We start from the raw sequence: 24081 nt of genomic DNA on the forward strand, positions 1-24081 counted from the left end.
TCTGGAATGACGATACGTGCGGTATCGGTGCCCAGCTGTTTCGCTTTTTCAACCGATTGCTTGGCAATCGCTTCTGTCATTTTCACCAAATCTTTAACGGTTCCGTTGGTTTCGGTTGTACGTGTGATCGGTGTTTTGGTCAGATTTGTGCCGTCAACACCATTCACATCCACGACAATCTGCTCTTGCTTGGTTGTTGGTGCAGGGGTTGACGTTACTGGTGTAGAAGTGGATGATCCACCCCCAGTGTTGTTGCCCGGGTTAGGTGTGGAGCCGCCATTGCTGCTGTCACCATTAGCTGTAAAGACAATTTTCACGGCACGCCCTGGCAACTGATCACTGATCGCTTTATATCGCACCCATACGGTCTTGTCTCCACTCAAATCCAATTTCTGAATGGACGCAAGATCAATCCAGCTTAATTTGCCATCGAAGGAAATTTCCATCGTGTCGTTCAAACCCGTAATTTTGTTGTTAATGTCATCCCCTTGAATCTTGGGAGCGGTAAAGAATCGATTGATTACATACTGAAGATTTCCAATATCCTCATAGCTGTCTTGTTCATTAAGTACCCACTCAGCTAATTCCATTCGTACTTCAGGGCTGAGCTCTACTCTTTTGGATAGATCGAGGGCACCTGTACGATCAAATTTATATTTGTTAAAGAAGGCTTCACCCTCAAGCTGATCGTTCATCGCTTTATCCAGCCATTGATTCATTAGAGGCGTAGAGTTAGATTCTCCAAAGGAAGTATAAGGCATCGAGAAAAGGCTAAGCACAATATCCGGATTTACGATATCTCCTGCAAATTCCCCTTCCAGTCTTTCAAAGGCAATTGCATGCAGGTAGTTGTATGAAAAAACACCTTTATCTACTTTACTGCGCTCCAGATACTTTTGACCAATGCTGCGGAGTCCATATGTCTGTTGATCATTAAAATGAAGAGTACCATTTACCAACTGTTGAGCCAGCAGATCAAGCTTGGTTTTCAGTGTACTTAGTTGATTTTGCTCCCATACGGACTGGGCCAAGTACCCGAGTTCAATCATATATTGAACCTGACCTTTGTTATCAAAATCATTCTTCACGTTCTTGATCAGGAAGTCTGCAATGAATTTTCTAACCTCCAAGGACACCGCACCATACCCTTCAGGGAAAGTAATGCCCAGATCAGGGTCTTCCATCGCTGTACGCATAGCTGCTGTACTTCCACTTTTCTTCGCAGCATTCAAGACAGACAAAGCATCTGTACCGTTATCATCTGTGAAGAATTTGTCAAAAGCAGCCTGGATTTGAACAAATGTTGCGTATCCTCCAGATGGACGTTCCGCTATCATATGATTGGCAAGTTTCTGCCAATCTTCATTTGTCTCTAATTCGTTTATCTTACTCACATCAAGAGGAAAGTTGTTAATTGGTTCTTGTGATGAATTTGCATTATGTTCTTCTACCTTCTCCTGAAGGTCCTGTAGCTTTTCCAGCACGAACATCATTTCATCGGTCGACTGTCCTGTACTGTTAATTGAAGGAGTATCCTGTACCGCGCTATCGATATAAGACAGTACTCCCTTCACAGCATTATTTCTTTTTGATCTCAGGCCCAAGATATCTGCTGTCATTTCTTTTTCAATGTTTGAAAATTGAAGGTATGTCTCAATATTTTTATAAAACATGCTTTCAGCAGCAGGGTAATCAAAATAAAGCTTACGGTCAAACTGATTCAAATACAGCGCATCCAATGAGGATATAGCATTTTGCCCACCGTATGCACGAATAAACTCCAATGCTTTTTGTGCTGACTGAACTAAAAACTGAACTTGTCCCTTATTTGCATATCCATCACTTGTCGGCGGATCTAAATTAAGCATATATATGACGATTGCCTTCTGATCCTCTGTTGAAAGCTGTTCAAAATCAGGCGTAGTTATGAAATTTTTATCGCTCAGCAATTCGATTGCTTCCTCGATGAAGTCTTCCGCGTTGCCTTGATCCGCTGCCTTCTTCAATTGGTTATACTTGGTGAGCCCTGGTTCAAAAAAGGCATCAAATGCTTTTTGAACGTCGGATACCGTTTCATAACCATCATCCTTGTGATCAAGCATCCATTGAGCGAGTTCATTTCTAGCTTCTTCATTCTGAAGCGTAGACATCTTGTCCATATTAAATACAAATGGTCGGACACCTTCGGTCTGCCCCACTTGTAGAAGGAACATCATATATATTCCATAAAGCGAGTCGATCGCCCCATTCATACTGTCGAGGTCAGTTGCTTTATTTATCTCTATATACTCATCAAGTTTTTCATGCATCATTTTGAGCTGACTATTATGGTAGATCGTAGCGCCACTATTCTTGAAAACAATATTGTATAGCAGTATATTATCAAGAAACATTGTCCGATCCGCACCTGTCAGCTGCATGTAACGAGATGCATCTTGTGTCCATTCCGTTTTGTCGACACCTGAGAAGTAGGAATTCCACTTCCCTAGCGAACTGTATACCTGATCCATTTTTTCGCCTAATGCATCAATCTCAAATTGTCCGGGTATTACACTGAGATTATAAATCAGTTTAAATGCATATACAGCGTGATTATCACTCTCATATTGCACATCTGATGGAATCAGCATAATCATATCTCTGGCAATCTCATTCTTTTGATCTTCGCTTAATGCTGCGTAACCTTCAGGCAGTTCTAACAGTTCTCCTTCTTCGAGCACATTACGAACATTAGCTATTTTTTCGCCCGGGTTGGAATCATCATATCCTTGTCTCTCCATGTTTATAAGTTCGAATGGGTAAGATCGGGCGCTCACCACACCTCCAGGACTTACAATCTGAAGCAACATCACCGCCACCAACAAAAAACTTACTATCTTTCTGAACAAGGCTTCGCTCTCCTCTCATTTCATGTTTGATTCTTGTGCCTATATCTTTGGACCTAGTTTAGAACACAACAATAAACAGAATCTAAACAGGAAATGATAATAAAAGGAAAAAAATCCACTCCATAGTTGAAAACAGAGTGGATTTCTTCATATTTTTCGTCAAAATTCATCATTTCAAAAAAATTTTCAAGTGAATTCCTTGTTAATGGTCCGTCCTTGCCTGATACTCCCTTAGTCTCCCCTCATACACCAGCTTCAGCCGCTCGCATTGGCGAAAATCATCCGGGGTCACAAGCGCGGGCAGCTTGTTCCACAGCTTGATGCCGGAGCGCTGCAAAATTTCGGCGACAAACTGGGAACAAAAATAAGAGTTGCTGAATTCCACCGGTTCCTTGAGGGTAATGCCAATGACACCTAGCAGATTGTACATATATTTCTGACGGCTGCGAATGAAAATATGCAGCACACGCTTCATTTTTTCCACTTCACGCTCTGATACCTGAAGCTCATATATCACACATGTCGTGTTCGGATATTTGCTATATGTACCTGTCTGGATATCCTCCTTCACAAACCCGCCGTTCAGCGGATTGCTCGGATGCTTGCGGCCAAAGCTGTACAGCTCCGTTAATTCCCGGTCGAATGAGATTGATGCATGATTATACGGTGCTCGGGTATAGCTCTGAATTACTCTTGTAAACAACGTCCCCGTGTTGGTCAGCAAAATATATATTGAACGTTCATCCGTCATTCCATATTTCCCCTTATCATTTTGGCACTGTTCCTTCATAATAACATAGGTACCCTATAATGGAATCTTACTTCAACCAAGCAGGTGATCCTTCGACATGAACAGCTCCCTATTTACACTAACCCTGATCTTTGCTGCCTTACTTGTTATTCATATCGTATACAAAATCATTGCCAGGCTTCAGCCGGACAAGGATTATTCGGGCATTGGCTACAAGATCAAAACCTGGTGGGGCATGCTTGTAATTTTCTGCCTGGCCACTTTATTTAACCCGATCGTTTCCCTGATCTCCCTTATGGTGCTTACGTTCTTTTCCCTTAAAGAATATTTCTCCATGATTCGCAACACACGCAAAGCGGACCGCCGCCTGTTTCTATGGGCATATCTCGCGATTCCGGTTCAGTTTTACTGGATTTACATCGGATGGTATGGCATGTTTATCATATTCATTCCGCTCTATGTGTTTCTTGTCCTGCCGCTGCCGCGTTTGATTAACAAAGGCACTGTCGGCTTCCTTCGCAGTGTCAGCTCCACGCAGTGGGGACTGATGCTGATGGTATTCGGATTAAGCCATCTGGCTTATTTTCCGTTTGCTACACCGGAATATGGATCGAAGCTTGTGCTTTTCCTCGTTGTATTAACACAGCTGAATGATGTGGTGCATTATCTGGTATCTCTGTATCTTGGCAAACGAAAAGTAGTGCCCACCGCCAATCCATTTATTACTTGGGAAGGGTTCGTGTGTGCATTTGTAGTGACAACAGCTACTTCCTATTTCATTCATCCGTACCTGACACCTTTTAATTGGGAATTCTCGCTGTTCATTGCGGCACTAATAAGCCTCGCAGGCTTCTTCGGCAGTCTGACGGTATCGGTACTGAAGCGTGATCTGCTGATCGGAGACGACACCAAGTTCGATGCGCTCAAAAAAAGCTATCTCAGCCGGGTGGATAGTCTCACCTACACCTCCCCGGTGATGTTCCATGTCGTTCGATATTTCTTTGATTTTATGTAGAAACAGCAGGCTCACAAGGTTGGAAAAAGGCCAGGAATCATATCCCCGGCCTTTTTCCCTTTTGCTTTTTTAATTCAGCAGTGCGTATTTGCTCTTTACTTGCTGCCATGACGTTACTTCTGCGCTGCCGCTTCAATATCGGCATAGGCCCAATGTGTGGCAGGCACATCATTAAAGGATGGTTCAGCTTCCCCGGTCAGCGGTGTGCGCTTGAACAATACGTTCAGCACTTTAACCGCTTCGGCACGAGTCAGCTTGCCTTCCGGCTTGAACGTACCATCCTGGTAACCTGCCATGAGCCCCGCAGACTGCACATATGCAATTGCGTCGGCTGCCCACAGATCAGCAGGTACGTCGGTAAAGGCTGCTGATGCAGCAGTGCTAGTTGCAGGTGTTGCTGATGCCGTTTCCGTCGCTCCTGCATTCGCCTCTTGCTTTTGCAACCAGCGATAGGCGATCGTTGCCATCTGCGCACGTGTGATTGAACCTTCTGGCCCAAACACGGAGCTGCTCAAGCCATTCATGATACCTGCAGCCTGCGCTTCTTCAATTTCTTTCGCTGCCCAGTGTGTTGCGGCTACATCCGCAAAGCTTGCCGCTGTTGAAGACGCCGTTGCTGCCTCACCCGATAGATTACGAGCAAGCATCGCTGCCATCTGAGCACGTGTTACGAATGCATCTGGACGGAAGTCTGCTCCGAAACCTTGAATGTACGGATGGTTTGCTGTTTGAGCAGCGTTCAGCCCGTCTACAGATACCAGTGTAAATGTACTGAACTTCGTTACCGTAAACTCAATAGCCTCACTGCTATCTGTCAGCTTCACCAGTTTTCCTCGCACCAGTTCCTTCGTACCATCGCTGTGTTCAATGTACACAGCCAGGTTACTCAAAGCTTGCTGACGAGCAGCAGTCTCTGTTGGCAAGCTGTTCCCCAGCGGCAACGTGAGTGTGACTTCACGACCCTGCATATTCGTTTCGATCTCTACTGGGCGGGCCAGCACCCGTACGTTTGCGTTCGGTGCCGCTTGCTGAATGATCTGTTCTTTCTTCGCACGGTCCTCTATTTCCTTACGCTCGGATTCCTTTTTCAGCGGAACGATGCGGAAGTACAATTCCTGATCGAATCCGGCAATGGACTTCGCAGGTACAGAAATAACTGCATTCGCTGTTGAAATCTCCAGCTTGAGCGAGCCGTCGCTCAGCTCTTTGACGGCTGTTTTCGGAACTTCAACCCGCGTCTCGGACACAGCATCCTTCGTATCTGGAATGACGATGCGTGCCGTATCGGTGCCCAGCTGTTTTGCTTTTTCAACCGATTGCTTGGCAATCATATCTGTCATTTTCACCAAATCTTTAACGACACCATTGGCTTCGGTTGTACGTGTGATCGGTGTTTTGGTCAGGTTTGTACCGTTCACCCCGTTCACATCCACGACAATCTGCTCTTGCTTGGTTGTTGCCACAGGGGTGGATGACCCGCCCCCACCACTAACACTTCCTGTAGAAGAACCAGGGGTAGTCGGGTCACTCGGTGGAGCGAAGAAAGCGTTAAATGCCTTCTGAATTTCTTCATAGCTTGTATACCCGCCGACTGGTTTCTTGGCTATCATCCATTTCGCAAGCTGCTCTCGCTTGGTTTCATTTTCTGTAATCGTATCCAGCTTGCTAAAATCGAGAGGGAACTTTTCGTAAGGTTTTAATTCCTCTGACGAATTCTGATATCCGTAGATCATTTGCAGTGCCCCCAGCATTTCCTCGGGGGTAGCAGGCTCATTAATAGGCGGATACTGTAAAAGCAACATGAGATAACCGACATAAGCATCCTTCATTGCAAAATCATCGTCTTGAGAGAAACGCTGTGCAATATACGAGATTAATTGCTTGTCCACGCTGGAAAGCTTGGCATACTTCTGGCTCACGATTTGTACGCCGCCAGTATCTGGATATGAGATGTACTGATTAGCTTGACTAACAAGACTATAGAAGCTGATCAAATGCTGTTGAAATAATAGCGGGTCTGTTTGCAACGCCGCCATAACCCCTTCGAAACCCATTTTCAGCGCATATTGCACTTCTGCCTTGGATTGATAATCATAGTCCGAAGGTATAAATGTCATGACAATCTGGGCAACAATTTCCTGTTCTTCCGACTGAAGGCTTTCGAACCCCTCCGGAAGGTCTAGCCATTCGGACTGCTTGATTAATCGAAGAACTGTCTTCAGATTCTGTTCACTCTTGGCTGTGTTTAGTTCTTTGAGTGGATCTTTTACCGGATTAAAAAAGGCATCAAATGTTTCTTGTATCGCTTGGTAGTCTGCATAACCCGTTTCTGGACGGTGGTCTATCATCCATTGAGCAAGTTCTTGTTCAGTTTCATATTCAATGGGGTCCATCTTATCCAAATCGAGCGAAAATGTGGTCATCTTCTCTATTGTATCAGGATCATTGTTGTAATCCGTTGACTCCTTCTGGATTAATCGAAGATCTATCAGTACGTTATGCATATCTCCTGAATCAATTACACGGTTAATAGAGGAATATGTGGACAAAATGGCATCCAGTTGCTCTCGAATTTTATGAGAGGGGAGGCCGTCGCGCTTCGCATAAAACATGATACGATAAGCGAAAATTTGTTTTTCCACTGATGACAGATTTATATACTTTTCTCCCAGCTCATATAAAGCCTGGATACTTTCGTCCGTATTTGCACCGAATACCTGAGGTAAATAAGCTAAATTCTCGAAATAGGCCGTGATGTTTTGCTCAACAGTCAATAAATCGTTTGAATCAAAAAGGCTTCTTGGCTCTATAGCTATATCCAGTGCATATTGAATCTGACTTTTGCTCACATAACCTGTCGAACCGTTTATCAGAGTAACAAATTCGGCCACAGATTGCTTTTCATCGTCACTCCAGAGATTAAAACCTTGAGGAAGCAAGATTCCCAAGTTGGGGTTCTGGAGCACAGCCAACACGCCTGAAATATCTCCCTTACTTTTAGCCAGGTTCAATGCATCAAGCGGGCTTGTTTCCTTATTCTCTGTAAAAGTTAATACCGTGTGCTGACTGGCGGGTTCACTGTTAGTTGCCTTCACCCGTACCCATACCGATACATCGCCATTGAAGCTTGGTGGCTCTGTGGTATCGTAATCCAGCCAGTTAGCACCTTCGTTTTCACTATATTCCATGGTGGCATCCGCACCCTTTATGACATTCGCTTCATCATCTGCCGTCACTGATGGCGCTGGGGCTGGGGCCGGGGCTGAGAGAGTGCTTACTTCCTTCATTGAATAAGCAGCATCATCGTCATCATTAGAAGAAATTTCATACCCCACAACGATGTTAAAATAATATTTGGTATCTGGTGTTAAATTGGTGACGACATAAGAAGAACCCTCGGTGTTATAAACGAATCTTCCGTTTTTTCTAATGTTTGATAACGTATCAATATTGGGTTGATCGGATACGTAAATACTATAACTAATATCATTGCCATAAGGGTTAACATTGGACCCGATGAGAGCTTCCGTCCAACTTAACTTAATTTTATTCGCTTCGGCTTGTACAGTGATTTTACCATCTCCTACATTCAGCCCTGTTGATGCTGCATGTACTGAAGTTACCGCAAAAACCTGCATTACCAAAACAAACACAAGTAACATACTAATCGACTTGCGAACCTGTTTACTCATAACTACCCCCTCAGAATATTAAAAACCTATCAATCCTATTTGATATCATCATTCTATTACTTGGGTCTTAACAAACACTGAACATTGGAGCGAGCAGTAAAAGTGGATTCACTCTTCTTGAGCTTTTATTTTCTTGAAGCCTTGTAAAATACAAAAAAAGATCGACAGCAGGTTCAGCAAGGCTGGCCTTATGTCGATCTTCACCTAACTTATAATTGAACTATCTTTGCGCTTATTTTATGAGCCACAGTGTCAAAAGTTGGAGTGCTCATGACACTACTTCAAATGAATTTCCTTCTCGGACATCAGTATGTTGCCCTTTTCATTGGTAAATACAAATATGGCCTTTCCGCGTTCACCCTTCATCTCGTCTGAATAGATAAAACCGGAATACTGCCCGTCACCACTTAAATAAAAACCGTCCTCCCCGTTCTTGCCATGCTCAATGGCTTCCTCCAGAGAGTTTACAATCGTGACCGTGTTGGAGGTCCAGCGCATCTCCGTTAAGGAGTAACCCTTCGGTACCTGCTTGATTGCAAAATCAAAGCTGTTGCCCTTCATCGGCTTATTAGACTGGTCAATGACAATCCGGATTTCATCCGAGGATGCCTCGGCTTCAGACTGTGTCCTGATCTTGCCTTCTTGACCTTCGGCACTGTTCTCGTTTGTTTTGTTCTTGGCCTCTGCATTCGGTACAGCCGTCTGTCCCGCTTCCTCAATCGGTTGTTTGGACTGCGGGTAGGCATGCTCTTGAACAGACTCTTTATTATTTTTAGCACCACATGCACTAACGACAAGGACTACACACAATACGGCTGTGTATAACACCATTCTGTTAAGCATTTGATTCATACTCCACTCTTCTCCCTTCGTTCCTACGCATGCCTGAACATACATGACTTCGAATATGAACCCTATTCATCACTACACCATATCGTTCCTCATGAAGCTCCATATTATGTAAATGAGATCAAAAAATCAGGATGATACGGTTCATGTGAAGATCATGTATAAATAAGTATGCGTAAAAAGAAGAAGAGACTCACTAAAGCCACTGCTTATAGTTATCGTTGAAATTGTGGCAAAACCAGCACTTGTCCACTTTGAATGGTTCCCTGCTGTAACCGATTGGTGGCTTTCAGTGCTTCGACATATATCCGCGTATCCATCTGTTCCGGTTTGTGTTCAACCGCAATGCTCCATAACGTATCCCCTGAAGTTACGACAACCTTCTGATTCAGCAGAACGGGCTCATCCCCAGCCGACACAGTAAACACAACACCGCAACCCGCGATAAACACACTAATGGTAATCAGCATCTTGATTAAGGCTCCATGCGTCATCTGGTGCAAAGAATGGGACTTCACATAAGAAATACTTGATTTGGCAGGTAAGGACTGCCCGTGTTCGTGAATGCTTTTGTACGTGGAATATCTCATCTTTCATCGACCCCCGATCTTCATCTTCCTTGATTCGCTAATCCCAAGCTTGATTACCTATATCCATTTCGTTTAACAGCGCGAATTTTTTCTCTATTTCTACATGAACTAGGCAATTAATACTATCTTTTAATTATTTTTATAGGTCTATATTATCACTTGATTCTAAACAAATTCTGAACAATCTCTTTATTTTGAAATAAACCGCAGTGTACAGCAGAATTAATGCCTGATTTTCGGCGATGGTATCGGTTAACCTGACCTATAATAAGGGAAAGATTGTGATTCTAATGAAGTAAGGACGTGCAGTTGATGATCTCTGCGGAGCTGAAGAAACAATACTATACGGCGCTGGTCGCCAAAGATTCAGAATATGAAGGTTTGTTTTATGTCGGAGTCAAAACAACAGGGGTATTCTGTCGTCCTACCTGTCCAGCCCGGAAACCGAAGTTTGAGAACTGTGAATTTTACGAAACTGCGGAGCAGGCCTTGCTTGCATCCTTCCGTCCATGTCAACGCTGCCGCCCCTTGTCTCATCCCAACCACGTGTCGGATGTAGTACGCATGCTGGTAGAGGCTGTAGAGAAGGAGCCTGAGAAGCGCTGGAAGGCACAGGATTTCAGAGCATTGTCTATTGATGAATCAACAGCCCGCCGACAGTTCAAAAAAAGATTCGGCATGACCTTTGTTGCATATGCACGTGCGAGGCGAATGGGACTGGCTCTCAAGCATATTCGCTCGGGACGCACAGTCATTGATAGTCAGCTCTCCACCGGATATGAATCCAGCAGCGGATTCCGAGACGCCTTCTCACGAATCATGGGCGCTGCCCCGACCCAGATCGATGAAGAGCGGGTACTGAAGGCGGCCTGGATTGATACAAGACTTGGCCCAATGATGGCTGTCGCTGACGAACATGCGCTGTATCTGCTTGAATTCGTTGACCGCAGAGGACTGGAACGTGAGGTGGAACGTTTGCGCAAACGGACCCGCTCTGCTATCGTGCCTGGCACAACAGCGCCCATTCAATCCATTGAACGGGAATTAACGGAGTATTTCGACGGCCAAAGGACAACGTTCGACACAGCGTTGTTCTGTTTAGGAACACTATTTCAGAAGCGGGTATGGGATGCGTTACTGGCGATTCCAGCCGGGGAAACAAGGTCATACCAGGAGATTGCTAATGCCGTCGGGAAGCCGGGGGCATACCGGGCGGTAGCACAGGCGAATGGAGCCAATCAGCTGGCCATTGTAATTCCGTGCCATCGTGTCATTAATTCAAGCGGAGAGCTGGGCGGATACGGTGGAGGGCTGACACGCAAGGACTGGCTGCTCAAGCATGAGAAACAAAACAAAGATAGTTCATCATCCATTACGGAATAGTCCATAGCATCGCGAAACGTTGAGAATGAAAAGGAAGTGAATACAGATGAGCGTTGTAAAGAGCACGTTACGAGAGAAGGCAGAACAATTTCATCAATATCATGTAAAAGGAAATCCTCTCATCCTGGTTAATGTATGGGATGCGGGAAGTGCACAGACCATTCAATCTGCCGGGGCCGCGGCTATTGCTACGGGCAGCTGGTCCGTTGCTGCTGCACACGGGGAGCAGGATGGAGAAGCTTTGCCTTTCCCTTTGGTGCTGGCTAACCTGGCACGTATCACAAGCAGCATTGATCTGCCTGTAACGATCGATATAGAGGGAGGGTATGGCAGGTCTGTGTCAGAAGTGAAGCAAAATGTGATACTCGTTATTGAACATGGAGCGGTTGGCATCAATATTGAAGATCAACTGAATGCTGATGAAGGGATGTACAGTGTAGAAGAGCAAGTTCTGAGATTAGGGGCTGCCCGGGAAGCAGCAGAGCAGACAGGCATTCCGCTTTTTATCAATGCTCGAACCGATTTATTTCTACAGCATGCTGCCGAACAGCATAATGATGCGTTGGTTCACGAAGCACTCACAAGATCCAAGGCTTATGGAGAAGCTGGCGCAAGTGGTCTCTTCGTTCCAGGACTCCAGGATCAACGTCTGATTCAAGAACTGTGCGAACATTCGCCGCTTCCTGTCAACGTGATGGTAACCGCCCAGGAGCCTTCTCCCGGGCAGCTCGCCGCACTGGGCGTAGCACGGATAAGCTATGGACCCTATCCTTATCTGCAAGTGATGGAGCATCTGAGAGTGCTTGGACGCAGCATTTTAACAGCTCTATAGCAGGATAAGCTCATAAAGCTTCACCTCGCACACCCCGCCCAGGAGCAGAAGATGTTTCCCGCCTCCACCTGTGGTATAATCCCTCTACCTAACATTAACAGGAGGCAACTATGCTTAACGTTGAACAAAAGCTCGAAATTCTAGAGTCGTATCCCCAGCTGCAGCGCAAAGAGGTTTCCCTGGGACGTGTGAACTTCCACTACGAAGACAGCGCGTATGAGAAAAAGATTGTAGCACTCCATATTCATCCTAACGGTAATGGTTATATTTATGCAGGGCTGCTGCCGGAATACGAGACCGATGCCAAAGGCTTCGTTAATATTCGTGATTACTCCGAAGCGGAACTGCGTTCGTTGCTGGATGCAACTCTCAAGGCGATGTCCTACAACCCGGACGCACCAGCCCCAGCAGAATCATCAAAAGAAAAAACTGACATGCAGGGATCAGCAGCACCCAAACTCTCGACCGGCGGCGGAATCTGGATCGATGAGCACGGGAACACCCTTACGCTGAAATACGATAACGACATGTGGTGTGTGTATGCCGGCCACGATCTGGAGATGGCCTTCGAGTCCCGCAGCGAAGCTGGCGAATATCTTCAGGAGGAAGGCTTCAAACCACAGGCGCAGGCTTAACGAAAATAAAGCAAACACGAGGTGAGCAGAGGCTCCCTCGTGTTTTTTTACTTATATGCGCCCAGTTATGGATACACTGATGACGTGTGTTCATATTTGGCATATTTCAGATGAATCATGTTTATCACAAACCTTTGCGCTGCACCCTTAGCGTTTAAGCTCATGCTTGATCAATCCTTACTGCTTTTGCGCACCAACGGAGCATGCTTCATCATGGGATAGGTAGACAGAAGCAGCGCGCCACCGATTACACCCAGCACCGTGAATACGAGCATTCGATTTTGATAGGCAATCCAGAGCGTGAATTGTCTCATATCTCCAAATGCAACCACCAACGACATCACCAGGCCCAAGCCGAACAACAGAAACAGAAAGTTACGCATTCCCAGCCTGATCCAACACACCGTCATGAAAACGGACAAGCCAAGTACCAGAAAACCAAGCATCAGGTCCATCCATAGATATGGAAGCACAAGGTAACGGGAAGAGTAGAGCATCCCTGGTTGAAACAATGTAACCTCCAGCCATCCTGCGGTGTTCAGCAGATGAACGATCAAGTAGATTACATGTAGAATGACCATTGTACCTGCAACCATCCCGGCTCCCATGATATAAAAGGATTTCATAAATTGAATCCGTGTACTGCCCATACCAATGGCTACCGGATAGAGTGTGATCAGACCTGCTATCGCGAAGGTACAGATTCCTCCGTACATCGGCCCGAATAACTGCGAGGTATAGCTGACATGAAACAGAAAACCAATAGCCACATAGATGGCTGTCAGTCCAAGTGCAATCGAGGTAAAGATGGTCAGATACAAACGCATATCATCCCAGATCATTCGGTTGGTTCCTTTGATCGCATTCATACCTTCATCCCCTCCTGCTGCCGGGTCACGTGAACCAGATATTCCTGAAGTGATGCTTTTTCAATTGAAAGTCCGTACTGCTGAGCCTTGGCCTTCCAATCCTTCGAATACACGTCATCAATCATCACTTTGCTGTTCGTACCTAATCGGGCAGATTCAATAACCGTAGCACCTTGAACCGCCTCTTCAACATCTCGAAATAACCCTGTTAGAAGAACTCCACGCTCGCGCATCTGCTCCATAGGCTGATGAATGATTATGTTCCCTTGATGTACCACAATCAGACTCTCACATAATGGCTGTACCTCTTCGATATGATGTGTCGATATCAGAATGAGCCTTGGATTTTCTTCATAGGTTTCCAGAAGTGCTTCATAGAACAGTTTCCGTTTCTCTGCATCCAGCCCGTTGGTCGGCTCATCCATAATTGTCACACTCGCATGACTGCACAGTCCGAGTATGATCTGTGCCGCAGTCTTCATGCCCTTCGAAAATTTACTGATCTTCTGTTTGGAAGGCAGCTCGAAGGCCTCAATTAGCCGCTGGGCCAGCTGCTCATCCCACTGTGCATGAAAATACGAGCCGATGGTCAGCAGATCATGTATCGTCCAGTTTTTCCCGAGCGGATGATTCTCCTGAATATAACAGAGGTGCCCTTGTGCAGACAGATTATTGTACGGATTCTGACCCATCACCTGAATCGTTCCACGGTCAGGGCGATTGTGCCCGGCGAGCAGGCTCATCAGCGTTGTTTTGCCAGCCCCGTTTCTTCCCCAGATCGCCCCGATCACGGGTTCATGCTCTTGCAGAGTGATGTTGTTCAGAATAGGGGGTTTATTCTTTTGATAGCTGTAACATACCTGCTCCATATGAATCATAACTCACGCTCCTTATCCTTCTTGCCACGAATCAGATCAATGATCATGTCCTCATCCATACGTATGCGTCTTGCTTCCTCAAGTAAAGGTTTGATGTACTCTTCGTAAAAATGCTGTTTCCGCTCAACGAGCAGCGCTTCTCTCGCTCCCTTGGCCACAAACATGCCTACACCTCGCTGTTTATATATAATGCCTTTGTCTACCAACTCCTGCAGCCCCTTCCGTGCCGTGGCCGGATTAATATTGTAGAAACGGGATAGCTCATTCGTCGAGGGTACCTGTTCTTCCACCTTCAATCTGCCTTCCACAATATCATCCATGATCATCATGGCGATCTGATGAAAAATAGGCTGGGATTCATCCAAAGTCGATTTCATCTGTTTCCAACTTTCATTCGAATTAATAATTGGCGAGCCTTCATTCTGTATCTGCCATCTGTAATCAAACGGCATCACCTGCTTTACTTCTTCATTCCGTATGATCATCTAGTTAGTTAGTCGGTTAGTTACTCATGTAACTAACTATAGTATACAAAAACCATATTGTAAATAGGCCATACTTAATTCATCCATTTCTCCACACACATTCGATTGTATTGATTCAGCAGGGCATCGAGCACTACGGACTGTCTGATCACTTCAGGATGAAGCAAGCTCCCGTATTGCAAATGCACCTGATGCAGTTGTTGTCTCGCTTCTTCAATCTGTGATTTTAATTCCATACGATCCATAGTCCCCCCTCCTTTTGTCATATTTTAGATTATTATGCCAATCAATAGATTGATGGGGGTATGACAGATGTTTTTTATTGGTTGTTATTACACCTTGATCTGTTCATTGGCACACACAAAAAGAACGCATCTGCACGATGTCAGATACGCTCTGGCGGCTCAGGCTTATGTCCCTAAACCATGATCGAATGTTCGGTTAATTGGAGGGTTAGGGTTACCCTGAATCGGGGATGTTCCCAAGATGGGCGGGAAAACGCTCACCAGTATACTACAAGTAACTATCAGCAAAGCCAGCTTTTTCTTCATTGATTTTCTGCACCTCACCAATCAAGATTTTGTATTGCTGTATAGCTGTATCGGACGCATAATCCCTATATTGCTCAAATAGTCCGATACTTCTAAGCATACCTCGTCCATCGCTAATTTCAATAGAGAACTTCAAGCTATCCAGAACAAAATTCAAACCCTCCGCATAGCGGTTCTTCTTAAGATAGTACCTGCCTAACCCAGCCAAAAGACGGACATAACGATCATCCGTTACCTGCTTGCTAACCTTCCCAATCCTGTTGCTTTGCTCCTGATAAGCGAAATGTGGGGCGTACTCCTCTAACACCTCATCAATATCCATATCATAGCGATTGGCAGCCGTGACAATATCACATAATGCAGGAAATATCTCATTCTCTTTCGTTGAGATGTAGGCCAGATAATGGGGTAATATCTCAAATTGACCAGCCATTAATTGATATATATAACGATTCCCCTCTGCCCATTCCTGAAATTGCTGAATTACAACCAATTCTTCTTGATCAGGGTTCTTCACCCAACTCGAATCGGTGTATAATGCCACATATTTCAAGGCCATCTCATAGTTATCCAAATGGAAATAAGCACTGCCTGAGGCCAAATACGCATACATAACATAAAAAATAACAGGTCGCTTTGTTTCTTCCGCTTTTCTTCTTCCATTCAATTCATAGTGAATCGTGGCCTTTACTCGTAACTTCTCGGATAATTCCAGCACTTTACTCCATCTGTGAAGTGAGGCAAAAGCATTAATTAATTCATTCAATGCATCCAACTGATAGCGTTCATCCAGCCGGTCCACGTAATATTCAAACTGGGCGGCAATGATGACATTCCGCTGCTGGTCATTGGTCAGCCCCAGCTTAAAAAGGCGGTACTGACAAAGCGCAAGCCGCTCGGAATGCTGCATCTTCTCACTTTCGGCAATCGTTTCATATAAAAGAGTTGCAGGTTTCCTTTTGCCATCATGATAGAATTCCTCTGCCAATTCAAATAACAACGGGATATATGACAAATTATCCATCATCAAACGAACAACCTCTTCGATACAGTCCAGTTTATCCAGCTCAGCACATCGATGCAGGAAAGGCCCAAGTCTGCGCCAATCCGGTGTAGCATGCACAAAGCATTCATCAATATACAGCTCATAGAAATAACCTGCCTCAAGCTTCATAGCCATCGTAATACGATCCAGCTGCTGCATGGAGATCGGTCGGTTTTTATTCAAAATATTGCTGAGTGTGCCTGAATTAATTCCAGACAGCTCTGAAAAAAGACTGATCGACATCTGTTCACGCTTCAGATAACGTTCTAAATGATCGCGTATCGTGGTTGTCGGCTCCAATGGAACACCACCCTCCAAAATAAAAACACCAAAAACGAGATTGTCGGTATGCAAAAGTAATTATATGTAATTTGTGTGTGCTTTTCAATAAAATAATTTCAACTAATTTGTATTAATTACAATTTAATCCTTTAACATCATAAAAGTACGTACCCATATTTTATATCAAAAAGGGCTCCTCTTCAAAGCCCTAAAGTACGCACGAAAAAACACGAGCCGCCAGGGCTCGTGTCGAATGCAGTTTAAGGCAGCACATTTCCTGCCGCACGGTAGATTTCATACCATTCTGGACGAGTGAGATGAATTTCACTCGCTTTCACACAATCCAGCAGACGCCCAATGTTCATTGTGCCTGTCACCGGCTGCATCTTAGCCGGATGACGAAGCAGCCAGGCAATCGCAATCGTTGTGTTGCTAACATCATACTTTGCGGCAATTTCATCAATTTTGGCGTTCAGTTCCGGGAACTTCTCATTGCCCAGGAAAACACCCTCAAAGAAACCATACTGGAATGGTGACCATGGCTGAATCGTAATGTCGTGCAGACGGCAGTAGTCGAGAATGCTGCCATCGCGATTCACCGCAGCATCATTCTCCATATTCACGTTGATGCCGCTGTCGATCATCGTTGTATTGGTAATACTCATCTGCAGCTGGTTGGCTACCAGCGGCTGTTTCACGTATTTTTTCAGCAGTGCAATCTGGTTCGGGTTCTGGTTGGATACACCAAAGTGACGTACTTTCCCCTCACGCTCCAGTTGGTCGAAGGCTTCGGCAACTTCCTCCGGCTCAACGAGCGCATCCGGGCGGTGCAGCAACAACACGTCCAAATATTCCGTTCTAAGACGCTGCAAAATACCATCAACCGAATTCAGGATATGTTCTTTGGAGAAATCGAACATACCTTTGCGAATACCGCATTTGGATTGAAGAATCAAATTTTCACGAACTTGGGGATTCATCTGCACAGCGTCGGCAAAAATCTCCTCACATGTTCCTGTGCCATAAATATCGGCGTGATCAAAGAAATTTGCACCTGCTTCCATCGCAGAACGTACAAAATGCTCCGCGTCCTTACTATCCAATGAATTGATTCGCATACAACCTACAGCAACTACAGGCACATCGAGTGTGCTGCTGCCCAGCTTCATGGTTCTCAAGATGTTTCCCCTCCAGATTCAAAAATAGTTAAATGCATGTGACACAGATACATATATGCATGTCCATATGTCCATACCCGTCTTCCGTCTATGATTGTGACACATATATGCAATCGGTTTCAATAGATTTTCCCCAGAATTATATGGAGAAATGCTCTGTACTTGCGTTCGCTCTACGTTTCTTCAGGCACAATGACCTGAATATATTGCGGCAACACCCGAAGATGAATCGGCAAGGCCGGCCCTTCTTCGCCGTCTACATTGGTACGAATCATGTCTCCCGAGTGTACACGCACTTCTTTTGCCGTAAAATAATGCACGTCCTTATGATGCTTCAAATTGCCGAAGAACAATGACGTACCTAAGGTCACGCTGTTCAGCACGCCGATGTTACGAATCACAAAGCAGTGAATCAGCCCGTCATCCACCTCGGCATTGGGTGACATCTTCTCAAACCCGCCGACCGAGTTCGTCAGTGCCGCTACCAGTAAAGGTGCCTCTCCTTCCCATCGCTGTCCGTCATATTCGATGGTCATCACACTTGCGGGTGTGTTCACCAGATCCTTCAGCCCTTCCTTCATATAAGCAAAGGAGCCCAGCTTCGACTTCTCTTCTGATGATACGGAGAACAAAGCCTCTGCCAGCGAACCGGCAGCCACCACATTGGCAAAGAGCCGATCATTGACCATGCCAAGGTCTACAGATCGAATCCGTTCCGAGCGCAGCTGCTCAAGCGCTTCATCCGGGTCAAGAGATATATGTAATGCTCGTGCAAAATCATTGACCGTGCCTAGCGGAATGATCCCTAATGTTGGGCGGTGCTCCTGATCCATCATTCCGTTAATCGTTTCATGCAGTGTGCCATCTCCTCCGATAGAGACCACCAGATCACAGCCGCCCTTACAGGCATCCGCTCCGTACTTCGTAGCATCCCCTTCCCCTGACGTTTCATTAACCGATACAGCGTAGCCCCTCGATTCCAGAATGGTCTGCACCTGCGACACGTAATGCTCCGCCTTTTCTTGACCTGAAGACGGATTGCTGATAATCATCGCTTTTTTCATAGGCTCCCTCTCCCCCTCTGCATATGGCATCTGTACATGTATACCCGCTTTCCCGGGAGGTTGAATAGGCGGCTGAATATAATAGGTTTGATTGGCTGCAAATTTATGTTGAAAAAGTGCAGGGCTAAAGCCCGATCATATCGAATAAAAGTATATAGAGGTACTTGTTCATAAATGAGTTGTTCCTTTTTGCTCAAGATAGGTTAATAACTAGATGAGTTAAACTAAAGATTTTACACCATCCACTCCGATGACAGAACAACCTTCCAATCGCTGTTATCCCCAGATTTTTTGGATTCCCCTTTCCAAAGGGAAAAATCCGGTGATAAAGGCGACCGCTCCGCTTTTTCAGGTTTTTTCTGTCCTCTCCGTTCACGTGTAAATGAATAGTTCAACTTATACAGATGAATTAAACTATAGTCTTCAAGAAACTGCTGAGGCAGTTTTAGATATCGTTCGAATGCTGCGTTTTGAAAAGGTACGGTCTCCACTACTATGTACATGATTTGGAGGGAAGGCATGTAATGAGAAGATTCACGCTGTTTTTGCTCATCTGTATTCTAAGCATCAGCTCCGCAGGACAAGCGCTGGCCTATACCGTCTCTGATACGGAGGAGCATCTCGTCAAAGACCCGGCACTGGAGGAAGGACTGAAGCTGATATTAAATATTCCTGTGGGGGAGCCGCTGACTTCTGCCGCTCTGAAACAGCTGCGTGTAGTCGATCTGAGCAACGCAGGCATTCAAAGTCTGTCCGGGCTGGAACACGCTGTTAATTTGACCCATCTGCGCCTCTACGGTAATGAAATTTCGGACCTTACACCGCTGGAGCACCTCACCCAGCTAAGGGAGATCGACGTTCGCAACAATTACATAACATCGATCCAACCGCTGGCCGCACTGCAGCAGCTCGGGCGATTGTATGTCAGCAACAACTCTATCCGCTCTATTGACGTTGTGCGTTCATTCCCAAGATTACATACACTGCATGCCAGCGGTAACAAGATTGCCAGTCTCGATGCTTTGACAGAGCTGCATTCGCTGCAATGGCTGGAGATTGCGAACAATGTCATTACAGACCTTGCACCACTGGCGACTCAAACCAAGCTGGAGCAGTTAAATATAGCCAACAACCATATCGCTTTACTTGATGTTTTCACAGATATGCCTGATTCGTTGCGAGAGCTGAATGTGTCCAATAACCACATATCCCGTCTTAAACCGCTAAGCCACATGACACATCTGCGCACACTGGACATTTCGGGCAATCAGATTCAGCATCTGAACGATATTTCAGCACTGAAAGGCTTGAAGGAGCTGAATGCGGAATCCAATCAGATTTATGATCTGGAACCTCTGCGCACCTTCACCAGCCTGAGTGTACTCAAGCTGTCCAACAACCGGATATGGGACCTGACGCCGATCTCGGACTTATCGTTCACGCTCGAGAGTGAAGAACCACAGAGCATTGACAACATCTCTGCCTCCACTTCAGTGTCCGTAGGAACGCAGCAAGCGGCGGCGCCCGAGTCCTCCGGACTCACCGTTCAACATAATTATCTGGATGTGAGCAGCGGAAGCTATACGATGAGTCTGCTTAATCAGATGAATGTACGAGAGCAGAAGCGGACACCGCAGGGGCGTTTTCAGCGCCTGATCGAAGGCTCCACCACGGCATATGTGGGTGATGATGCCTATTCACTAGATGCCGCTCCTTTTATTAGCGAAGGCCGGACGTACGTGCCTCTCCGCTTTGTATCCGAGCATCTGAATGCTCGTGTGAATTGGGACAGCAGCACTAACGAAGCCACTATCGTCCATGACGATGGGACGATCCGCTGGAGTGTAGGAAGTAAGCAGGTTGCCGTCGGTGATGAGCTTGTCATGAATGATGCCCCGCTGTTGATGAAGGATGGCATTACCTATGTTCCGATCCGTTTTATCTCAGAGCAGCTTCATACCACGGTTGGATATATTGCCAGCAGTAAAACCATTCTGATCTTTGAAAATAAACCGGAGCCTGAGGATATGATGCCTTAGATGACACCGTAGTAAAGCAACACCAGAACAGCAGAGAGTAGCTAAGCTATAGATTTAGTTACTTCCGCCCATCTCACAACCCCGCCTGAACCCTCAGCGGGGTTTTCGGGTTTTGTCTTGGTGAGGAACAGGGTATATCACGCAGTATGCTCTCCAAAGCTCTTTTGGACCAGCATCAGCAGGTTAGATGGGTGTAGGGGGTTATTTTCCCATCTCATCTCACTCAGTCATTCCATCCATATCATCTTGGATTTGGGTAAATATTGCGCGGTTTAGCATATCTGCTTTTGCAACGCAAGTTGGTATACTGAACGTAATTACACGGTTACTGAGGAACAGATGAGGAGGAGCATCATATGACATATACGTTTAGAGGTTATTCCACGACCCCTGACAATCCATGGAACGAGTTATCTGCTGGACTCACAAGTGAAAGCGCTAACCTGAAGTTAACAGGCGAGCAGCATCAGCTTGTGGAAGGGTTTGGCGGCTGTTTTAACGAGCTGGGGTATCTCGCCTTGGCGCACTTGAGTGATGAGCAGCGTCACGAGGTATTTCATTCCCTCTTCCACCCGGAAGGAGAGCATCGGTTTACAATCTGCCGCCTGCCTATTGGCGCGAGTGATTATGCAGAGCAGTGGTATAGCCATAATGAGGTAGACGGAGATGTGGATATGGACCATTTTTCCATTGAACGAGATTTCAAATATCTCATCCCTTATATCAAGGAAGCTTTGCGTTATAACCCGGATCTTCAGCTCTTCGCGTCGCCATGGAGCCCGCCAACCTGGATGAAATTTCCGAAAGCCTACAACTACGGCACGTTGCGCTGGGAGAAGGAAATTTTGGAGGCATACGCCCTTTATTTTGTAAAGTTTGTTGAGGCGTACCGCGAAGCTGGCATTACTATTCATCAGGTGCATGTGCAGAATGAAGTGATCGCAGATCAGAAGTTCCCTTCCTGCATGTGGACAGGCGAGCAGCTGCGCGAATTCATCGCGGATTATCTGGGACCTGCCTTTGACAAACATGGTCTGGATACGGAAATTTGGCTTGGAACCATTAACGCTCCCGACCCATGGGAGGAACTGATGAAGAAGAAAACAACCGGCTTTGACGAGTACGCCGGACTGGTGCTCAGTGATCCGAAAGCTTACTCCTATATTAAAGGAGTCGGATATCAATGGGCAGGCAAACATGCCATTCAACGCACTGTGGCGAGTTATCCCGAGCTGCGCTACATGCAAACGGAGAACGAGTGCGGCGATGGCAGCAATTCCTGGAACTATGCCAAGCATGTATATAACCTGTACCAGCATTATTTCAGCAACGGTGTCAACGCCTACATCTACTGGAATATGGTGCTGGAGCCAAGGGGCCGCAGTACATGGGGCTGGGAGCAGAATTCCATGATCACGGTTGATCCAGAGAGCAAGAATGTCATTCGGAATCCGGAGTATTATGTAATGAAACATTTTGCCCATCATATCGTTAACGGTGCCCGTCGGCTAGGGCTTTCGGGAGCCTGGAGCGGCAAAGCAGTTGCTTTCCGCAACCCGGACAACAGTCTCGTTGTAGTTGTTAACAATCCGTTCCCGGATCGACGTGACCTTCACCTGAACCTTGCCGAAGGACAGACCATTCATGTGCAGCTGGAAGCCGATTCATTTAACAGCATGGTCATTACAGCAAATTAAACTGGCATGTGTAGATGAAGTCGTGCGTATGCGTTTATGGGTGATTTGCTGAGTGAATCTCGGAGTGATTTTCTTCATGATGACATGCATGCCAATACAGAAGAGCCTGTCCCACAAGATAATGGGACAGGCTTCTTTCGGGGATAAGGCTGTTGATTCATACTTCAGATCGAGATCAAGTGGTAGAGTTTCTTGAAGTCGTTTGAAGCCGCTGAATTGCATAAAGCCGTTGATGCGTTATGCTGTTGAAAACATCGATACTTTTGCTGGTATCATTAAAGTCATGGCAGGTGTTAAGCCTCGGTCGGTTTAAGGATTGTTTGCCATGTAGGATTTCAGCCACTGCATGGCAGGACGCTCTGTGCCGTTGCTTCTTACCAGGTGGGAACCACTAGTCCAAGTTTGGTTTTCGTTGTAACCCCACAGCGTAACACCTTTAACAGCCGGGTGCTTCCAGAGCACTGGGAATTTTTGTTGGTAACGTTGCAGCTGGGTATTGTCATCGCCAGTCATGTCCAGCTCGGATACATACACTGGAAGGCCAGTCGCTTGCAGTTTGTTCAGAACGGTGTTCATCGTGTTCACAGACACGTTGTCCATGTTGAAGTAGTGCGCTTGAATACCGATGCCATCAACAAGGCCTCTGTTTTTCAGCAAGTTGATAATCTGGATATATTGATCTGCTTTCGGAGGGTCACCGATGATGCCATATTCATTGATCAACAATTTGGAGTTAGGGAAGGCCTGTCTTGCTTGCTCGAATGACCAGATTACCCAATCCCAGCCCGTCTGTCCATCTCCACCAATGGCATTGCGGAAGGCTGGCTTCGCATGTAATGGCTCATTGACCACATCAACAAACTCTGCTTGAGAATAGCGCTGCCCGGCCGCTCTGATCCATTGGAGCACCTCTGCTCTCTGATCCGCAGCTGAAAGATTGTTAATCCAGTTAGGTGCCTGACTACCCCACACAAGCGTATGGAATTTGAAAGGGAAACCATTCTGTTTGGCATAGTTATAAGCCATATCCGCCTGGCCCCAGTTCATCACATTACGCGTGCCTTCTACAGCTCCCCACTTGGTGGAGTTCTCTGGCGTCACCTGATTCCAGTATGGACTGAAATTGGATGGAACCTGACCAGCAATAATGTTCCCCAGGAACTTGCTGCCCTTAGCGAGTCCGGCACTGACACTGCCCACCGCGACTGACGCAGCCAGCACACCTGCCAGAGCAAGCGTACCTACCGTCTTAAACCATTTGGACTTCAACATAATATTCCTCCTTGGCTTGGTTTATTTTTAAAGCGCTTACAAAAACATCATAATGGATAATTTTGGTTTTATACACAAATAAATCA

General features: G+C 46.0%; 18 protein-coding genes and 1 pseudogene. 6 read left to right on the forward strand and 13 right to left on the reverse strand.

The window, feature by feature from the left end:
* Positions 1-2888, reverse strand: a pseudogene (locus tag IEW26_RS21945) (hypothetical protein); the annotation flags it as partial.
* A 202-nt stretch (positions 2889-3090) separates the two neighbouring features.
* On the reverse strand, positions 3091-3639 hold the full coding sequence (locus tag IEW26_RS21950; protein ID WP_188593903.1) for a hypothetical protein: 549 nt from the start codon (positions 3637-3639) through the stop codon (positions 3091-3093).
* A gap of 97 nt (positions 3640-3736) precedes the next feature.
* On the opposite strand from IEW26_RS21950, the gene IEW26_RS21955 reads away from it, so the two are divergent.
* Entirely contained in the window at positions 3737-4654 is a 918-nt protein-coding gene (locus tag IEW26_RS21955; RefSeq protein ID WP_188593904.1) for a phosphatidate cytidylyltransferase, read from the forward strand.
* A gap of 113 nt (positions 4655-4767) precedes the next feature.
* On the opposite strand, the gene IEW26_RS21960 is transcribed toward IEW26_RS21955, so the two are convergent.
* The 3 genes from IEW26_RS21960 to IEW26_RS21970 all read right to left on the reverse strand — a co-directional run bounded on the left by IEW26_RS21960 (position 4768) and on the right by IEW26_RS21970 (position 9785).
* Positions 4768-8346: a DUF4073 domain-containing protein gene (locus tag IEW26_RS21960; RefSeq protein WP_188593905.1), complete on the reverse strand. Its 3579-nt coding sequence runs from the start codon at positions 8344-8346 to the stop codon at positions 4768-4770.
* A gap of 276 nt (positions 8347-8622) precedes the next feature.
* Complete coding sequence (locus IEW26_RS21965) at positions 8623-9198, reverse strand: hypothetical protein (RefSeq protein ID WP_188593906.1); 576 nt, start codon at positions 9196-9198, stop codon at positions 8623-8625.
* A 212-nt stretch (positions 9199-9410) separates the two neighbouring features.
* Positions 9411-9785 carry a LysM peptidoglycan-binding domain-containing protein gene (locus IEW26_RS21970; protein ID WP_110897041.1) on the reverse strand — a complete coding sequence of 125 codons (375 nt, stop codon included), beginning with the start codon at positions 9783-9785 and terminating at the stop codon, positions 9411-9413.
* A gap of 312 nt (positions 9786-10097) precedes the next feature.
* Between IEW26_RS21970 and IEW26_RS21975 the strand changes: the two genes are divergently transcribed.
* The 3 genes from IEW26_RS21975 (at position 10098) to IEW26_RS21985 (ending at position 12635) form a co-directional block, all read left to right on the forward strand.
* Positions 10098-11168, forward strand: coding sequence for a bifunctional transcriptional activator/DNA repair enzyme AdaA (locus tag IEW26_RS21975; RefSeq protein ID WP_188594037.1), 1071 nt, complete (start codon positions 10098-10100; stop codon positions 11166-11168).
* 46 nt (positions 11169-11214) lie between these two features.
* Positions 11215-12000, forward strand: a complete 786-nt coding sequence (locus tag IEW26_RS21980; RefSeq protein ID WP_188593907.1) for an isocitrate lyase/PEP mutase family protein — start codon at positions 11215-11217, stop codon at positions 11998-12000.
* Positions 12001-12110: 110 nt separating this feature from the next.
* The gene (locus IEW26_RS21985) at positions 12111-12635 is read left to right on the forward strand and encodes a hypothetical protein (protein WP_188593908.1); all 525 of its coding nucleotides are present in this window, start codon (positions 12111-12113) and stop codon (positions 12633-12635) included.
* Positions 12636-12805: 170 nt separating this feature from the next.
* Here IEW26_RS21985 and IEW26_RS21990 read toward each other — a convergent pair whose 3' ends face one another.
* From IEW26_RS21990 to IEW26_RS22020, 7 genes are all read right to left on the reverse strand, one after another.
* A complete protein-coding gene (locus tag IEW26_RS21990; protein ID WP_188593909.1) occupies positions 12806-13504 on the reverse strand; it encodes a hypothetical protein in 699 nt (232 codons plus the stop codon).
* On the reverse strand, positions 13501-14382 hold the full coding sequence (locus tag IEW26_RS21995) for an ATP-binding cassette domain-containing protein (RefSeq protein WP_188593910.1): 882 nt from the start codon (positions 14380-14382) through the stop codon (positions 13501-13503). Before IEW26_RS21995 ends, IEW26_RS21990 begins: the two co-directional genes overlap by 4 nt.
* On the reverse strand, positions 14379-14759 hold the full coding sequence (locus tag IEW26_RS22000; RefSeq protein ID WP_145405216.1) for a GntR family transcriptional regulator: 381 nt from the start codon (positions 14757-14759) through the stop codon (positions 14379-14381). The genes IEW26_RS21995 and IEW26_RS22000 overlap by 4 nt, the downstream gene beginning before the upstream one ends.
* Positions 14760-14941: 182 nt before the next feature.
* A complete protein-coding gene (locus IEW26_RS22005; protein WP_111272079.1) occupies positions 14942-15112 on the reverse strand; it encodes an aspartyl-phosphate phosphatase Spo0E family protein in 171 nt (56 codons plus the stop codon).
* A gap of 268 nt (positions 15113-15380) precedes the next feature.
* On the reverse strand, positions 15381-16763 hold the full coding sequence (locus IEW26_RS22010; RefSeq protein ID WP_145404962.1) for a helix-turn-helix domain-containing protein: 1383 nt from the start codon (positions 16761-16763) through the stop codon (positions 15381-15383).
* Between the two features lie 242 nt (positions 16764-17005).
* Complete coding sequence (locus tag IEW26_RS22015; protein WP_184180681.1) at positions 17006-17923, reverse strand: aldo/keto reductase; 918 nt, start codon at positions 17921-17923, stop codon at positions 17006-17008.
* Between the two features lie 173 nt (positions 17924-18096).
* Positions 18097-18987: a diacylglycerol/lipid kinase family protein gene (locus IEW26_RS22020; RefSeq protein WP_188593911.1), complete on the reverse strand. Its 891-nt coding sequence runs from the start codon at positions 18985-18987 to the stop codon at positions 18097-18099.
* 524 nt (positions 18988-19511) lie between these two features.
* On the opposite strand from IEW26_RS22020, the gene IEW26_RS22025 reads away from it, so the two are divergent.
* Complete coding sequence (locus IEW26_RS22025; protein WP_188593912.1) at positions 19512-21026, forward strand: leucine-rich repeat domain-containing protein; 1515 nt, start codon at positions 19512-19514, stop codon at positions 21024-21026.
* Between the two features lie 356 nt (positions 21027-21382).
* Entirely contained in the window at positions 21383-22723 is a 1341-nt protein-coding gene (locus IEW26_RS22030; RefSeq protein ID WP_188593913.1) for a glycoside hydrolase family 30 protein, read from the forward strand.
* Between the two features lie 309 nt (positions 22724-23032).
* Here IEW26_RS22030 and IEW26_RS22035 read toward each other — a convergent pair whose 3' ends face one another.
* Positions 23033-23995, reverse strand: a complete 963-nt coding sequence (locus tag IEW26_RS22035) for an endo-1,4-beta-xylanase (RefSeq protein ID WP_188593914.1) — start codon at positions 23993-23995, stop codon at positions 23033-23035.
* Positions 23996-24081: the final 86 nt, after the last annotated feature.

Source organism: Paenibacillus silvae, assembly GCF_014639235.1.
GTDB classification, from domain to species: Bacteria; Bacillota; Bacilli; order Paenibacillales; family Paenibacillaceae; genus Paenibacillus; species Paenibacillus silvae.